Source organism: Citrobacter sp. Ct235 (assembly GCF_030332305.1).
GTDB lineage: Bacteria > Pseudomonadota > Gammaproteobacteria > Enterobacterales > Enterobacteriaceae > Citrobacter_A > Citrobacter_A telavivensis.
In genome coordinates this window covers 384,998-400,635 of sequence record NZ_JAOWIC010000047.1, presented here as the reverse complement: position 1 = coordinate 400,635, position 15,638 = coordinate 384,998, and the positions used below count along the sequence as shown (strand labels likewise).

Genomic DNA, 15,638 nt, shown 5'->3' with positions numbered 1-15,638 from the left:
ATGAAATCGTTACAGGCTCTCTTTGGCGGCACCTTTGATCCGGTGCACTATGGTCACCTCAAGCCCGTGGAAACGCTGGCCAATCTGATTGGTCTGTCGCGGGTCATCGTGATGCCCAATAATGTTCCCCCTCATCGCCCGCAGCCGGAGGCGACCAGTGCACAGCGAAAAACCATGCTTGAACTGGCGATTGCCGACAAGCCGCTGTTCATCCTCGATGAGCGCGAACTGCGGCACGACACGCCCTCCTATACGGCGCAAACGCTGAAGGCCTGGCGTGAAGAACAAGGCCCGGATGTCCCGCTGGCGTTTATCATTGGCCAGGACTCATTACTGACCTTTCCGACCTGGCATGACTACGAAACGATTCTCGACAATACCCATCTGATTGTCTGCCGCCGTCCCGGCTACCCGCTCGAAATGGCGCAGGAACAGCATCAGCATTGGCTGGATCAGCATCTGACGAATACGCCGGACGATCTGCACCTGCTGCCAGCCGGGAAAATTTACCTCGCCGAAACGCCGTGGTTCAATATTTCCGCCACGATCATCCGCGAACGGCTGGAAAACGGCGAGCCGTGCGACGACCTGATGCCACAAGCCGTGCTGGACTATATCAATCAGCACGGGTTGTATCGCTAAGCGCCTCGGTTAACGCCGCCAGCAGGCGGTTGTTCTCTTCACGACTACGTATTGCCACACGGAAATAGCGTCCATCAAGACCCGGGTAATTGGCGCAACTGCGGATCAGAATATGCCGCGCCAGCAAAGCACGCTGAAGATCGGTTTCACTGCGCAGCAGGAGATAATTCGCCTGGCCGGGATACACCGTCAGCCCTGGCAGCGCGCGCAGTTGCTGATAAAAGCGTCCACCCTCTTCCCGCAGCCACTGCCATGTCGCTTGTTGATAGGCGGTATCCTCCAGAACCTGTTCCCCTGCCAGCGCGGCAAAGGCGTTGATCGACCACGGCATCTGTCGCGCCCTCATCGCCGCCACCGCCTGCTCATCACTGTTGATGAGATACCCCAACCGCAGCCCCGGGATAGCATAGAATTTTGTCAGCGAACGCAGAACCCAGATATGCGGGTTATTCTGTAGCAGTGGAATAAACCCCGCCTCGTCGGCAATAAAATCGATAAACGCTTCATCAAGAATCAGCGCAATATTCAGCGCCCGGCAGCGCCCGGCAATCGCTTCGAGTAACCCCCGTTCCGGCAGTAATCCGGTGGGATTGTTAGGTGTGCACAAAAACAGACAGTCCAGTTCTGCCGTCAAGGCATCGAGGATCGCCCCGGTCAACTGCCAGCCGTCCTCTTCACGCAGCGCGAACGTATCGATGACGCATTCACCCCACTGTAACGCACGTTGGTATTCGGCAAATCCTGGTGTGACGATCATCGCCCGACGCGGATGCAAACCGTTCACCAGGGTAAAGATTGACTCGGTCTCACCGTTGCCAGCGAGGATCCAACCGGCTGGCACCTGATGATGTCGGGCCAGCGCCTGGTGCAAATGGCGGTAATCGACGTCGGGATAACGCTCGGCAAGATGTAAATTGTCGACGATGGCGCGTTTTACCGTTTCGGGCATACCCAGTGGATTAATATTCGCGCTAAAATCCAGCAGCTTCTCGGGCGATATCCCGAGGAGTTCGGCAGCCTCACGGATGTTACCGCCGTGGGCGCTTTTGAATAGAGACATTGTGCCGCTCCTGGCAAAAGAGGCTATTTTAGAGAAAATAGCGCGCGCATTCAGGGCGAATATCATGTTTTGCGCGAATACGTATCACGAGGGGAAAATGCGACTCTGGTTAGTTCGTCATGGTGAAACCGAAGCCAATGTGGCGGGATTGTACAGTGGTCATGCTCCCACGCCGTTGACCGGGCGCGGCGTTGCGCAGGCGCAAACGCTGAATACACTGCTCAGCCAGGTTCCCTTTGAGCAGGTGCTGTGTAGCGAGCTGGAGCGCGCTCAGCACACGGCGCGTTTAGTGCTTCAGGGGCGTGAACTGCCGCTGCAGGTGAAACCCGAGCTCAATGAGATGTTCTTTGGCGATTGGGAGATGCGCCATCACCGGGATCTGACCCACGAAGATGCCGAGAACTATGCGGCCTGGTGCAACGACTGGCAAAATGCCGTTCCCACCAATGGAGAAGGGTTTCAGGCCTTCGCCCGGCGCGTTGAGCAGGCGATCGCATTTCTTGCCGATTATCAGCACCATGCGCATGTGCTAATGGTCAGTCATCAGGGCGTCCTCAGCCTGTTGATTGCCCGGCTGCTTGCCTTACCCGCCGCCGCGATGTGGCATTTTCGCGTTGAGCAAGGCTGCTGGAGCGCCATTGATTTTACTGGCGATTTTGCCACGCTTCGGGTTCTCAACAGCAGAGCGATATGGACACCTGGCGAGTAAAATGTCTGTTTTTTATCGCCAGAAACGCTCCGCCCATTGACACGCCAGGACAGGCTGCTATTCTCCGCTGCCAGACTTTCCCCGCCCTTCAGCGTTTTGCAGAAATTGTTTTACAAAAATGGCGATGCATTCTGTTGCATGGGGTGGGATGATAGCCCACTTTCAAAAACCGTCGGTGACATTTGTCCCGAAAGGACGGTGGGTTCAGGTATACTGACAGGCTTATTAATACTCATTCATGCACCCAGGGGGAAAACTTGCAGGGTAAAGCACTCCAGGATTTTGTAATCGACAAAATTGATGACCTTAAAGGTCAGGACATCATCGCCTTAGACGTTCAGGGCAAATCCAGTATCACCGACTGCATGATCATCTGTACCGGCACTTCCAGCCGTCACGTCATGTCTATTGCTGACCACGTCGTTCAGGAATCTCGCGCTGCGGGAATGCTGCCGTTGGGTGTGGAAGGTGAAAGCGTCGCCGACTGGATCGTCGTTGACCTGGGTGAAGTGATTGTCCATGTTATGCAGGAAGAGAGCCGTCGCCTGTATGAGCTGGAAAAACTCTGGAGTTAATGCGTGAAGCTTCAACTTGTCGCGGTAGGCACGAAAATGCCCGACTGGGTACAAACCGGTTTTACCGAGTACCTGCGGCGTTTTCCCAAAGACATGCCTTTTGAGCTGATCGAAATTCCGGCCGGCAAACGCGGCAAGAACGCGGACATCAAGCGTATTCTCGACAAAGAGGGTGAACAGATGCTGGCTGCCGCAGGCAAAAATCGCATTGTCACCCTGGATATTCCCGGTAAGCCCTGGGACACGCCGCAACTGGCAACCGAACTGGAACGCTGGAAACTGGACGGTCGTGATGTCAGCCTGTTAATCGGCGGGCCGGAGGGATTATCCCCTGCCTGTAAAGCAGCGGCAGAACAAAGTTGGTCGCTCTCTGCGCTAACACTTCCTCATCCGCTTGTCCGGGTGCTGGTGGCAGAGAGCCTGTATCGGGCGTGGAGCATTACCACTAATCACCCTTATCACCGTGAGTGATCACTGAGCTTGAGTAGACTAAGCAGCGGATGAAATTACAGAATTCTTTTCGCGACTATACGGCTGAGTCCGCGCTATTTGTGCGCCGGGCGCTGGTCGCTTTTTTGGGTATCTTACTGCTCACCGGCGTGCTTATCGCCAACCTGTATAATCTGCAGATTGTCCGTTTTACCGATTACCAGACTCGCTCGAATGAAAACCGGATTAAGCTGGTGCCCATCGCCCCCAGCCGCGGCATCATTTATGACCGTAACGGCATTCCTCTCGCCCTGAACCGTACCATTTACCAGATCGAAATGATGCCCGAGAAGGTCGATAACGTGCAGCAAACGCTGGATGCGCTGCGCAGCGTCGTCGACCTGACCGATGACGATATTGCGGCATTCAAGAAAGAGCGCGCACGTTCGCACCGCTTTACCTCTATTGCCGTCAAAACTAACCTGACCGAAGTCCAGGTTGCGCGTTTTGCCGTTAACCAGTACCGCTTCCCCGGTGTTGAAGTAAAAGGCTATAAGCGCCGGTTCTACCCGTACGGTTCTGCGCTCACCCATGTCATTGGCTACGTGTCGAAGATTAACGATAAAGACGTTGAGCGACTGGATAAAGATGGCAAGCTGGCTAACTACGCTGCCACCCATGACATCGGGAAACTGGGGATTGAGCGCTACTACGAAGACGTGCTGCACGGTCAGACTGGCTACGAGGAAGTCGAAGTCAACAACCGTGGCCGCGTTATCCGCCAGCTCAAGGAAGTTCCGCCGCAGGCCGGACACGATATCTACCTGACGCTGGATCTCAAACTGCAGCAGTATATCGAAACGCTGCTCGCCGGCAGTCGCGCCGCCGTGGTGGTCACCGACCCGCGTACCGGCGGCGTGCTGGCGCTGGTCTCTATGCCAAGTTATGACCCGAACCTGTTCGTCGACGGCATCTCCAGCAAAGATTACGCCGGTCTGCTTAACGATCCGAACACGCCGCTGGTCAACCGCGCAACGCAGGGGGTTTATCCGCCAGCATCAACGGTGAAGCCGTATGTCGCGGTGTCTGCGTTAAGCGCGGGCGTCATCACCCGCAATACCAGTCTGTTTGACCCAGGCTGGTGGCAGTTGCCCGGTTCAGAAAAACGTTATCGCGACTGGAAGAAATGGGGTCACGGGCATCTGAATATCACTAAATCGCTGGAAGAATCTGCAGATACTTTCTTCTATCAGGTCGCCTATGACATGGGAATCGATCGCCTCTCTGAGTGGATGGGCAAATTCGGTTACGGTCACTATACCGGCATCGATCTGGCGGAAGAGCGTTCCGGCAACATGCCTACCCGCGAGTGGAAGCTCAAACGCTTCAAAAAGCCCTGGTATCAGGGCGATACCATCCCGGTCGGTATTGGTCAGGGCTACTGGACGGCAACGCCGATTCAGATGAGTAAGGCGCTGATGATTTTGATTAATGACGGCGTGGTGAAGGTGCCTCATCTGCTGATGAGCACCGCAGAAGACGGCAAAAAAGTACCCTGGGTGCAGCCGCAGGAGCCACCGGTTGGCGATATTCACTCTGGCTACTGGGAACTGGCGAAAGACGGTATGTATGGCGTCGCCAACCGTGGCAACGGGACCGCGCACAAATATTTTGCCAGCGCACCGTATAAAATTGCCGCTAAATCCGGTACCGCGCAGGTCTTCGGTCTGAAAGCCAACGAAACCTATAACGCGCATAAAATTGCCGAGCGCCTGCGTGACCATAAACTGATGACTGCATTTGCGCCGTACAACAACCCGCAGGTAGCGGTCGCCATCATCCTGGAAAACGGGGGGGCTGGCCCGGCGGTGGGGACCATTATGCGTCAGATTCTTGACCACATCATGTTGGGCGATAACAACACCGATCTGCCAGCTGAAAACCCGGCGGTTGCAGCGGCGGAGGATCAATAACCATGACGGATAATCCGAACAAAAAAACATTCTGGGATAAAATCCATATCGATCCCACCATGTTACTGATTTTACTGGCGCTGCTGGTTTACAGCTCAATGGTTATCTGGAGCGCCAGCGGCCAGGACATTGGCATGATGGAACGTAAAGTCGGTCAAATTGCGATGGGTCTGGTGATCATGGTGGTCATGGCGCAGATCCCGCCCCGCGTCTATGAAGGCTGGGCGCCGTATCTCTATATTTTCTGTATTATTCTGCTGGTGGCGGTCGATGCCTTCGGCGCGATCTCCAAAGGCGCACAGCGCTGGCTGGATCTCGGCATCGTACGTTTTCAGCCTTCTGAAATCGCCAAGATTGCGGTTCCTTTGATGGTCGCACGTTTTATCAACCGCGACGTCTGTCCGCCGTCCCTGAAGAACACGGCCATCGCGCTGGTGCTGATTTTTATGCCCACGCTGCTGGTGGCGGCGCAGCCTGACCTTGGAACGTCGATTCTGGTCGCGCTTTCCGGACTGTTCGTGCTGTTCCTTTCAGGTCTGAGCTGGCGTTTGATTGGCGTCGCCGTGCTGCTGGTTGCGGCGTTTATCCCGATCCTGTGGTTCTTTCTGATGCATGATTATCAGCGTCAGCGGGTGATGATGCTGCTTGACCCGGAAACCGATCCGTTGGGTGCCGGTTACCACATCATTCAGTCTAAAATTGCAATTGGTTCCGGCGGTCTGAGCGGCAAGGGGTGGCTACACGGTACCCAGTCACAGCTCGAATTTTTACCCGAGCGCCACACCGACTTTATCTTCGCCGTACTGGCGGAAGAGCTCGGTCTGATCGGGATACTGATCCTGCTGGCGCTGTATATTTTGCTTATTATGCGTGGTCTGTGGATTGCCGCCCACGCGCAAACCACCTTTGGTCGCGTGATGGCCGGTGGCTTAATGTTGATTTTATTCGTTTATGTCTTCGTTAATATTGGTATGGTGAGTGGGATTTTGCCTGTTGTAGGCGTTCCGCTTCCGTTGGTCAGTTACGGAGGCTCAGCACTGATCGTGTTGATGGCCGGGTTCGGGATTGTCATGTCGATCCACACCCACAGAAAAATGTTATCGAAAAGCGTGTAAGGGGTGCGCAATGCGTAAGCAATTGCCTGGAGTCTGCGTCGCAGCAGGAATTATGCTGCTCGCGGCATGTACGAGTGATGATGGTCAGCAACAGAATACCGTCGCGCCACAGCCAGCAGTATGTAATGGGCCCGTCGTTGAAATCAGCGGGGCCGATCCGCGTTTTGAACCGCTCAACCCGACCGCTAATCAGGATTACCAGCGGGACGGTAAGAGCTATAAGATTGTGCAGGATGCCTCACGCTTTAGTCAGGCAGGATTCGCGGCGATCTACGATGCCGAACCCGGTAGCAATCTGACCGCCTCAGGTGAAGCGTTCGATCCAATGCAGCTCACCGCAGCACATCCGACGTTACCGATCCCGAGCTATGCGCGAATCACTAACCTCGCCAACGGGCGGATGATCGTGGTGCGCATTAACGATCGCGGGCCCTATGGCAACGATCGCGTGATTTCACTGTCACGTGCTGCTGCCGACCGTCTGAACACCTCCAATAACACCAAAGTACGCATCGATCCCATTATTGTTGCGCAGGATGGATCGCTGTCCGGTCCGGGTATGGCCTGTACCACCGTGGCCAAACAGACTTATGCCCTGCCCTCACGTCCGGATCTGAGCGGGGGGATGGGCAGCGCCTCCTCCGCACCGCAAGCGATGCAGCCACAGGGTGACGTTCGCGCCATCAGCAATTCCACGCTGCAAAGTGAAGATAACGCTGGCGCACCCGTTCAGAGCAGCGGCTTCCTCGGTGCACCGACGACCCTGGCCGCAGGCGTACTGGAAGGCAGCGAACCGACGCCAGCACCACAGCCTGCGGCTGCAACTCCCGCTAGCGCGCCAGTCAGTGCACCGGCAGCAACACCCGCCGCGACGGCTGCGCCTGCCGCAGCGTCCGCCAGCGGCAGTTACGTAGTGCAGGTGGGGGCGGTGAGCGATCAGGGGCGCGCCCAGCAGTATCAGCAGCGCTTAGGCCAGCAGTTTGGCGTGCCGGGACGCGTCACGCAGAACGGCGCCGTGTGGCGTATTCAGCTCGGGCCGTTCGCCAGCAAAGCACAAGCCAGTGCGCTACAGCAGCGTTTACAATCTGAAGCCCAATTACAGTCCTTCATTACCGGCGCGCAATAACGTAACAAGGGCATCTGAAGTGTCAATTTCTGTAAATGACGTTAACTACGTTAACAAAGTCGTGCGGAAAGTCAGATGCCTGCCGGTATTGCATTTGCTATAGTAGGGCACTTTTTTTAATTCCATCACGGACGTCGTAGTTCAGACCATGAAGACCACTTTTTCCGCTCGTTTCCTGCAGCGCATGGCGCTCACCACGGCTCTTTGTACAGCCGCTATTTCAGGCGCGCATGCCGATGACCTGAACATCAAAACCATGATCCCGGGTGTTCCGCAGATCGACGCGGAGTCCTATATCCTCATTGACTATAACTCCGGTAAAGTGCTGGCGGAACAGAACGCCGATACGCGTCGTGACCCGGCCAGTCTGACCAAAATGATGACCAGTTACGTTATCGGTCAGGCAATGAAAGCGGGTAAGTTCAAAGAAACGGATTTGGTCACTATCGGTAATGACGCCTGGGCCACGGGTAATCCGGTCTTTAAAGGTTCATCGCTGATGTTCCTGAAACCTGGCATGCAGGTTCCGGTGTCGCAACTGATTCGCGGGATTAACCTGCAGTCCGGTAACGATGCCTGTGTCGCGATGGCTGACTTTTCTGCCGGCAGCCAGGATGCGTTTGTCGGGCTGATGAACAGTTACGTGAACGCGCTGGGCCTGAAAAACACCCACTTCCAGACGGTTCACGGTCTGGATGCCGACGGTCAGTACAGCTCCGCCCGTGATATGGCGCTGATTGGTCAGGCGTTGATCCGCGACGTTCCTAACGAGTACTCCGTCTACAAAGAAAAAGAGTTCACCTTTAACGGCATCCGTCAGTTGAACCGTAACGGCCTGCTGTGGGACAACAGCCTGAAGGTGGATGGTATCAAGACGGGTCACACTGACAAAGCTGGCTACAACCTCGTTGCTTCGGCGACTGAAGGTCAGATGCGTTTGATCTCAGCGGTCATGGGCGGACGCACCTATAAAGGGCGTGAAACAGAAAGCAAAAAACTGCTGACCTGGGGCTTCCGTTTCTTCGAAACGGTTAATCCGCTGAAAGCAGGCAAAGAATTCGCATCTGAACCGTCCTGGTTTGGTGATACCGATCGCGCCTCCTTAGGGGTCGATAAAGATGTGTATCTGACCATCCCGCGTGGCCGTATGAAAGACCTGAAGGCCAGCTATGTGCTGAACAGCACGGAGTTGCATGCTCCGTTGCAGAAAAATCAGGTGGTCGGTACCATCAACTTCCAGCTTGACGGTAAAACCATTGAGCAGCGTCCTCTGGTCGTACTGCAGGAAATCCCCGAAGGCAACTTCTTCAGCAAAATCATTGATTACATTAAGTTAATGTTCCATCACTGGTTTGGTTAAAAATTGAACACTTGAAAGTGTGATTTCCATCCCCATATACTAAGCATCAGTAAAACTCCCGCCCTCTGGCGGGAGTTGTTATTTATTTACGTTACGCCGGAGCTGACATGAAAACCAAACTTAACGAACTGCTTGAATTCCCTACTCCTTTTACTTACAAAGTCATGGGGCAGGCGTTACCTGAGCTGGTTGAACAGGTGGTTGAAGTGGTACAGCGCCATGCGCCAGGTGATTACTCCCCGACGGTAAAACCCAGCAGCAAAGGCAATTACCACTCGGTTTCAATTACCATCAACGCGACCCATATTGAGCAGGTTGAAACCCTGTACGAAGAGCTCGGTAACATCGAAATCGTCCGTATGGTTCTGTAATACAGGTTCGGGCCCCGACCTTGTTCGGGTGCCCACCTCGCCTTCTCTTCGCTGTGATATACTTCTCTCCCCCATTGGTTACTTCTCTACGGAGATGCTGTTTTGTCTCAGGATAAAATACTGGTCCGCCAGCTCGGTCTTCAACCCTACGAACCCGTCTCCCAGGCCATGCACGACTTTACCAACACCCGCGATGAACATACCGCCGATGAAATCTGGCTGGTTGAGCACTACCCTGTTTTCACTCAGGGTCAGGCAGGGAAAGCAGAACATGTTTTAATGCCAGGGGATATCCCGGTCATTCAAAGCGATCGCGGCGGACAGGTGACTTACCACGGACCGGGTCAGCAGGTCATGTATGTGCTGCTAAACCTGAAGCGGCGTAAACTGGGCGTACGGGAACTGGTCACGCTGCTGGAACAGACCGTGGTGAATACCCTGGCAGAACGGGATATTGACGCCCACCCGCGTGCGGATGCCCCTGGCGTTTATGTCGGTGAAAAGAAAATATGTTCTCTCGGTTTGCGCATTCGTCGCGGTTGTTCTTTCCACGGACTGGCATTAAACGTTAATATGGATCTTTCACCTTTCCTACGAATTAATCCATGTGGCTATGCAGGTATGGAAATGACAAAAATATCTCAATGGGATAACGAGGCCACGACAGATAATATCCGACCACGATTATTAGCCAATATTTTAGCGCTGCTAAATAATCCCCCTTACGAATATATCCCTGCTTAACTCATTGAATGCAATGGCCCAAAAATTCGCGGGCCATTCCCTCCTTCCCGCTCAAATGCTTTACAATGCCTCCGGGTTTCTATATTTTCTGTCTATCTTAGCTTGAATTTTTAACGCCTTTACTCCGTCATTAAAAAAAATGACGTAGGATTTTTCTTTATACAAACGTTAAACCTTCAATCAATTGCCATAAAATGGTTATCGATACCGCGAGATGAACAATAGTGGTGAAAAACGCATACTCATAACAAATACAAAACACCACTATTATTTATAATGTGAATTAAATTGGAGTTAGAACGTGAGTGAGAAAAGTAAGCCGAAAGGACATTTCTATGAACATCGCCCCGAAGATAAGCCGCAAATTTTCAGAACGCTGAGAAATATAGACCTGAACCTGCTGACTATTTTTGAAGCCGTTTATGTTCATAAGGGGATCGTCAATGCCGCGAAAATTCTTAATCTGACACCCTCCGCGATCAGCCAGTCTATTCAAAAATTACGCACAATATTTCCCGACCCTTTGTTTATCCGAAAAGGCCAGGGCGTGACACCCACTACCTATGCCACTCATCTACACGAGTATATTAGCCAGGGGCTGGAGTCCATTCTCGGGGCCCTGGACCTCACCGGCAGCTACGATAAACAACGGACGATTACTATCGGGACCACACCGTCTATCGGCGCGCTGGTGATGCCGACCATTTATCACGCTATCAAAACGCGCCATCCGCAACTGCATCTGCGTAACATCCCCGTTCATGACGCCGAAACGCAACTCAGCCAGTTTCAGAGCGATTTGATTATCGATAATCACATCTACAGCAACCGTGCGGTAGAGAATCATGTTCTGTTTTCTGACAAAATCGAACTGGTCTGTCGTCAGAACCACCCTTCCCTGACGCGCTCCCCGGCCCCTGAGGCCCTCGATGGCGCAGAACATAGTTTGTTAATGATCGAAGGGCAAAGCTTCACGCTCCTGCGCCAGCGTATCCAGGAACTGTTTCCCGACAGGCAAATCAGCTTTAGCAGTTACAACATTTTCACGCTGGCGTCGCTCATTGCGCACAGCGATCTGGTGGGTATTATGCCTGCGCGCTTCTTTACGCTGTTCAACCACTGCTGGCCGCTTCAGCGGATCCCTCACTCGTCCCTGAACCAGGAAAAAATCGACTTCTCACTGCATTACAACAAGTTGAGCTTACGCGATCCGGTACTGGAGAATGTCATCACGGCGATCCGCGACGCATTCTGAAAAAGAAATGTTGCGACCTGGTCAAAACTGATGCTGAGCAAATGGCACAAAACAACAACTATTTTACATTTTGCCGGCCACTCAGGCTGCTTTAAGACCCGTTTCAATGATATACTGCGTGTCGTTAATTCAAAAATAGTTGATAAATACAACATTCCCTTGAATTGAAACGCTTTCCCTCGTTATTCGCAACTGGAACATGCACGCTATGAGTAAACCCATTGTGATGGAACGCGGTGTTAAATACCGCGATGCCGATAAGATGGCCCTTATCCCGGTCAAAAATGTGGCTACAGAGCGCGAAGCCCTGCTCCGCAAGCCGGAATGGATGAAAATTAAGCTTCCAGCAGACTCCACTCGTATCCAGGGTATCAAAGCGGCAATGCGTAAGAATGGCCTGCATTCTGTTTGTGAAGAAGCCTCTTGCCCAAACCTTGCGGAGTGTTTCAACCACGGTACCGCCACATTTATGATCCTCGGCGCCATTTGTACCCGTCGTTGCCCGTTCTGCGATGTGGCCCATGGCCGCCCTGTGGCACCGGACGCCAACGAACCGGTTAAGCTGGCGCAAACTATTGCCGATATGGCCCTGCGCTATGTGGTGATCACCTCCGTTGACCGTGATGACCTGCGTGATGGCGGCGCTCAGCACTTTGCCGATTGCATTACCGCTATTCGTGAGAAAAGCCCAACGATTAAGATTGAAACGCTGGTGCCCGACTTCCGTGGCCGTATGGATCGCGCTCTGGAAATTCTGACCGCCACTCCGCCGGACGTTTTCAACCATAACCTTGAAAACGTACCGCGCATTTATCGTCAGGTGCGCCCGGGTGCAGACTATAACTGGTCACTCAAATTACTGGAACGCTTTAAAGAAGCGCATCCGGAGATCCCAACCAAATCTGGTCTGATGGTCGGTCTTGGCGAGACGAATGCCGAAATCATTGAAGTCATGCGTGATTTGCGTCGTCACGGCGTGACCATGTTGACGCTGGGCCAGTATTTGCAGCCAAGTCGCCACCACCTGCCGGTTCAACGCTATGTCAGCCCGGACGAATTTGAAGAGATGAAAGCGGAAGCGATGGCGATGGGCTTTACCCATGCTGCCTGCGGACCGTTCGTCCGTTCGTCTTACCACGCTGACCTGCAGGCAAAAGGGATGGAAGTAAAGTAATTTCGAAATAAATACTTACATTTCGCCCATAAAAAACCCGCTTAATCGCGGGTTTTTTCACGTCAGAGTAAGACGGATGAGCCTTTAGCTCCGGGTATTACTCTTTATGAGAGAGTTTTTCAGCCTGAATGTTGCCGTCTGCGTCTTTTTTCGCGCCCGCATCTTCATCATTCATCGCTTTTTTGAAACCCTTAATCGCCGTGCCCAGGTCTCCACCCAGTGTACGTAACTTCTTGGTACCAAACAGCAGAACGACCAGTGCAGCCACCACCAGCAGTTTGGTAATACTAATCTCACCCATAGATACCTTCTTAACTTAAAACAGGCGGCGTAGCGCGCCCTTAGTAACCTGAGAATATTAACGGTCATTTGACGCGCGCACACAATAGCAATCTGTAACGAGGTGAATCAAGCAGTGTTTAAAAAAACGTCATAATAATTGCGGTGGCACAAATCTGCGGTTACGTAATACCGGTAACTGTGCCCGCACCTGGTGGATCCGCTGTGCGGAAATCTCCGCCATAACAAGCGTCGGAACTTCTGCCGCAGCCGCAATTGTCACGCCAAAGGGGTCGATGATACGACTCTGACCAATGTTTTTGTTACCGCACTCCCCTGCGGCAATCATATAACAGGTGGTATCAAGAGCGCGGGCCGCCAACAGTGTTGACCAGTGGTGTTCCTTCAGCGCCCCTTTGACCCAGGCTGCCGGCAACACCAGGACTTCCGCGCCCTGCAACGCAAGCGCCATCGACAATTCGGGAAAGCGCAGGTCATAGCAGGTCATCAACCCTACCCTGAACCCCTCAACGTCAAGCAGTGGCGCGATGGCGTTGCCAGCGTCAACGTTACGGGACTCCTGAATGGAGAAGGCATCATAAAGATGCAGCTTGCCGTAGCTTGCCACGATTTTCCCCCCGCGCAGTGCCACCAGCGTGTTCACCGCACGACCGGGTCGCGAAGGGACATGAAGTGTGAGAATGGTGGTCATCGTATTCGATGCGCTTTCCCGCAACAGCTGTTTCAGAAAATCCCCCTCTAAATGCTGGGCGGATTTCACCGACAGGTCGGGATCCGAATCGTCTCGCGCCAGCAATGCCTCCGGCAGAACCAGCAGCGATGCGCCGTTTTCCGCCGCCTGCGACATGAGCGCGACGCAGGTATCTGCGTTCTTTTCCCACACAGGACTGACGGCAAATTGCCCAGCAGCAACTAACATAACTCCTCCGGTCAGGTTTATCACACTCGCCAACAATGATTATTCAGCGTTACACTTATCTTATATACCAACCAAATAGCAGGATTATGCAGTGTTACAACTTCTTTTAGCGGTTTTTATTGGCGGTGGCACAGGAAGTGTAGCGAGATGGATGCTCAGTATGCGGTTTAACCCTATGCATCAGGCGATTCCGATGGGAACCCTGACCGCAAATTTACTTGGCGCGTTCATCATTGGTATGGGTCTGGCATGGTTTAGTCGCATGACCAACATCGATCCCATGTGGAAGGTGCTGATCACAACCGGCTTTTGTGGCGGCCTGACAACATTCTCTACCTTTTCGGCGGAAGTGGTCTTTCTGCTTCAGGAAGGACGACTGGGCTGGGCAATGCTAAATGTGTTGGCCAACCTGTTGGGATCCTTTGCGATGACGGCGTTGGCGTTCTGGCTGTTTTCCGCCTCCAGCGCGCACTAGAGACCAAAAAAAACCCGCTAATAAGCGGGTTTTGAAATCTTGCTGACGTAAGCTTACAGAGCAGTTACGTTTGCAGCAGAAGGGCCTTTGGCACCGTTAGTGATTTCGAACTCTACACGCTGACCTTCAGCCAGAGTTTTAAAACCATTGGTCTGGATTGCAGAGAAGTGTACGAACACATCTTTGCTGCCATCTTCCGGAGTAATGAAACCGAATCCTTTGGACTCATTAAACCACTTAACGTTACCTTTAATCTTAGACATCAAAATTACCTTTACATGAAAAATAGACACAAATGCTGTGTCGGGTACCAGTACACCAATTGTGGTTCACTTTGTCCAGTCGAACTTTGGCAAAAAGTGATAAAAGTCGCGTTATTTTTTAGCATAAGCTTATAACGCTATGTTTTATATTATGTTTATTGCCATTCATCAGTTCAGAACTGAAAACGCATCCACGCAAAGTAGACGTTACCGTTGTTATAGGTACCAGGGATATAGGTCATCTGAAACGTCGCAGGACCGTAGCCAATGGAAGCTAACGGCAGCAGGACCGGAAGAGGAATGTAGTTCCAGTTGTCACGTGCCGTCACCCCGGCGGTAAAACCGAGTCCCAGATGGAAATTGTCATCCGGCAGAGGTCGCCAGGTACTCTCCCAGCCATAACCGCCAATCGGTTCCCATTTATTCCAGGAATCTTTGAAGGCCATAATGTACAGGCCGTGCCAGTTTCCCTTTTCATCCCAGCGCGACTGACCAAAACCGCCGCCCCACGGACGCTCGTTATAGCGGTCCGTTTTTTCCTTATCATAGGCAAAACGCGCGTGCCACGTAATAGCGGGAATATACAAATCATAATGCTCAGGCTGCTGCCAGGTTTCGGCAACATTGTCGGTAAAGGTATTAAACCACCCTTTTTCTTCCGCCACCGCCTGTGGCAGCATCGCTAACTGAATAAAAAGAAATGAAAAAAAGAGAAAATATTTTTTAGCTGCGCTCACAACATTTATTACCATTCTTAAGTTCAGTCTTTATTGTATCAAAAATAACTTGAATGAAACCTTAACAGCGGCAGCACTGACATGAATCAGATTGTTCTAAGATTTTGAATTCATCAATTAAACCACGCTCTTTGTAATGTTATTTATCGCTGAATTATCAGTCAGATATTGTCTGACTTTAACACAATTGCGGTAAAAGCACTCTTTAACCCTCACTAATTAACAACGAAGAAACAAAAACAAAACAAATCACAAACAACCAAGCATTTTCCGGAAAACAGGAAAATAAAATATTCCGTCTTCATCACCCTAACGTAAAAATAGCCGCTTACCGACAGTTAATCGTTCTGTTTATTGATTTTAATCAGCAAGTAGCACGCACTTATTCGGCACATTTTCACACCAACAATT

General features: G+C 52.3%; 18 protein-coding genes. 13 read left to right on the top strand and 5 right to left on the bottom strand.

What is annotated here, in order from left to right; genetic code table 11:
- Positions 1–642, top strand: coding sequence for a nicotinate-nucleotide adenylyltransferase (nadD, locus tag OGY35_RS14915; protein WP_152406375.1), 642 nt, complete (start codon positions 1–3; stop codon positions 640–642).
- On the opposite strand, the gene cobD is transcribed toward nadD, so the two are convergent.
- On the bottom strand, positions 617–1,702 hold the full coding sequence (gene cobD, locus OGY35_RS14910; protein ID WP_286632676.1) for a threonine-phosphate decarboxylase CobD: 1,086 nt from the start codon (positions 1,700–1,702) through the stop codon (positions 617–619). The two genes, nadD and cobD, sit on opposite strands and share 26 nt — an antisense overlap.
- A 97-nt stretch (positions 1,703–1,799) precedes the next feature.
- Here cobD and OGY35_RS14905 point away from each other — a divergent pair, with 97 nt between their 5' ends.
- From OGY35_RS14905 to lipA, 11 genes are all read left to right on the top strand, one after another.
- Positions 1,800–2,411, top strand: a complete 612-nt coding sequence (locus OGY35_RS14905; protein ID WP_286632675.1) for an adenosylcobalamin/alpha-ribazole phosphatase — start codon at positions 1,800–1,802, stop codon at positions 2,409–2,411.
- Positions 2,412–2,668: 257 nt separating this feature from the next.
- Positions 2,669–2,986 carry a ribosome silencing factor gene (gene rsfS / locus OGY35_RS14900; protein WP_012904988.1) on the top strand — a complete coding sequence of 106 codons (318 nt, stop codon included), beginning with the start codon at positions 2,669–2,671 and terminating at the stop codon, positions 2,984–2,986.
- A gap of 3 nt (positions 2,987–2,989) precedes the next feature.
- Positions 2,990–3,457: a 23S rRNA (pseudouridine(1915)-N(3))-methyltransferase RlmH gene (rlmH, locus tag OGY35_RS14895; protein WP_003022725.1), complete on the top strand. Its 468-nt coding sequence runs from the start codon at positions 2,990–2,992 to the stop codon at positions 3,455–3,457.
- Positions 3,458–3,486: 29 nt separating this feature from the next.
- A complete protein-coding gene (gene mrdA, locus OGY35_RS14890) occupies positions 3,487–5,388 on the top strand; it encodes a peptidoglycan DD-transpeptidase MrdA (RefSeq protein ID WP_152405499.1) in 1,902 nt (633 codons plus the stop codon).
- Positions 5,389–5,390: 2 nt separating this feature from the next.
- The gene (gene mrdB, locus OGY35_RS14885) at positions 5,391–6,503 is read left to right on the top strand and encodes a peptidoglycan glycosyltransferase MrdB (protein WP_152405500.1); all 1,113 of its coding nucleotides are present in this window, start codon (positions 5,391–5,393) and stop codon (positions 6,501–6,503) included.
- A 10-nt stretch (positions 6,504–6,513) separates the two neighbouring features.
- Entirely contained in the window at positions 6,514–7,629 is a 1,116-nt protein-coding gene (gene rlpA / locus OGY35_RS14880) for an endolytic peptidoglycan transglycosylase RlpA (RefSeq protein ID WP_152405501.1), read from the top strand.
- 148 nt (positions 7,630–7,777) lie between these two features.
- Positions 7,778–8,989, top strand: a complete 1,212-nt coding sequence (gene dacA / locus OGY35_RS14875; protein ID WP_152405502.1) for a D-alanyl-D-alanine carboxypeptidase DacA — start codon at positions 7,778–7,780, stop codon at positions 8,987–8,989.
- A 107-nt stretch (positions 8,990–9,096) separates the two neighbouring features.
- Positions 9,097–9,360 (top strand): DUF493 family protein YbeD, encoded by a 264-nt coding sequence (gene ybeD / locus OGY35_RS14870; protein ID WP_042320704.1) that lies wholly within the window; start codon positions 9,097–9,099, stop codon positions 9,358–9,360.
- A 102-nt stretch (positions 9,361–9,462) separates the two neighbouring features.
- Entirely contained in the window at positions 9,463–10,104 is a 642-nt protein-coding gene (lipB, locus tag OGY35_RS14865; protein ID WP_152405503.1) for a lipoyl(octanoyl) transferase LipB, read from the top strand.
- A 301-nt stretch (positions 10,105–10,405) separates the two neighbouring features.
- On the top strand, positions 10,406–11,359 hold the full coding sequence (locus OGY35_RS14860) for a YbeF family transcriptional regulator (RefSeq protein ID WP_178823503.1): 954 nt from the start codon (positions 10,406–10,408) through the stop codon (positions 11,357–11,359).
- Between the two features lie 208 nt (positions 11,360–11,567).
- A complete protein-coding gene (gene lipA, locus OGY35_RS14855; protein ID WP_042320707.1) occupies positions 11,568–12,533 on the top strand; it encodes a lipoyl synthase in 966 nt (321 codons plus the stop codon).
- A 97-nt stretch (positions 12,534–12,630) separates the two neighbouring features.
- Here lipA and tatE read toward each other — a convergent pair whose 3' ends face one another.
- Together tatE and OGY35_RS14845 are read right to left on the bottom strand one after the other, a co-directional pair.
- Positions 12,631–12,834, bottom strand: coding sequence for a twin-arginine translocase subunit TatE (gene tatE, locus OGY35_RS14850; protein WP_152405505.1), 204 nt, complete (start codon positions 12,832–12,834; stop codon positions 12,631–12,633).
- Positions 12,835–12,963: 129 nt separating this feature from the next.
- A complete protein-coding gene (locus OGY35_RS14845; RefSeq protein WP_286632672.1) occupies positions 12,964–13,752 on the bottom strand; it encodes a deaminated glutathione amidase in 789 nt (262 codons plus the stop codon).
- A 91-nt stretch (positions 13,753–13,843) separates the two neighbouring features.
- Here OGY35_RS14845 and crcB point away from each other — a divergent pair, with 91 nt between their 5' ends.
- Entirely contained in the window at positions 13,844–14,227 is a 384-nt protein-coding gene (crcB, locus tag OGY35_RS14840; RefSeq protein WP_152405507.1) for a fluoride efflux transporter CrcB, read from the top strand.
- A gap of 53 nt (positions 14,228–14,280) precedes the next feature.
- Here the strand turns inward: crcB and cspE are convergent, their stop codons facing one another.
- Positions 14,281–14,490 (bottom strand): transcription antiterminator/RNA stability regulator CspE, encoded by a 210-nt coding sequence (cspE, locus tag OGY35_RS14835; protein ID WP_000034826.1) that lies wholly within the window; start codon positions 14,488–14,490, stop codon positions 14,281–14,283.
- Between the two features lie 173 nt (positions 14,491–14,663).
- Positions 14,664–15,242, bottom strand: coding sequence for a lipid IV(A) palmitoyltransferase PagP (gene pagP / locus OGY35_RS14830; RefSeq protein WP_152405508.1), 579 nt, complete (start codon positions 15,240–15,242; stop codon positions 14,664–14,666).
- Positions 15,243–15,638: the final 396 nt, after the last annotated feature.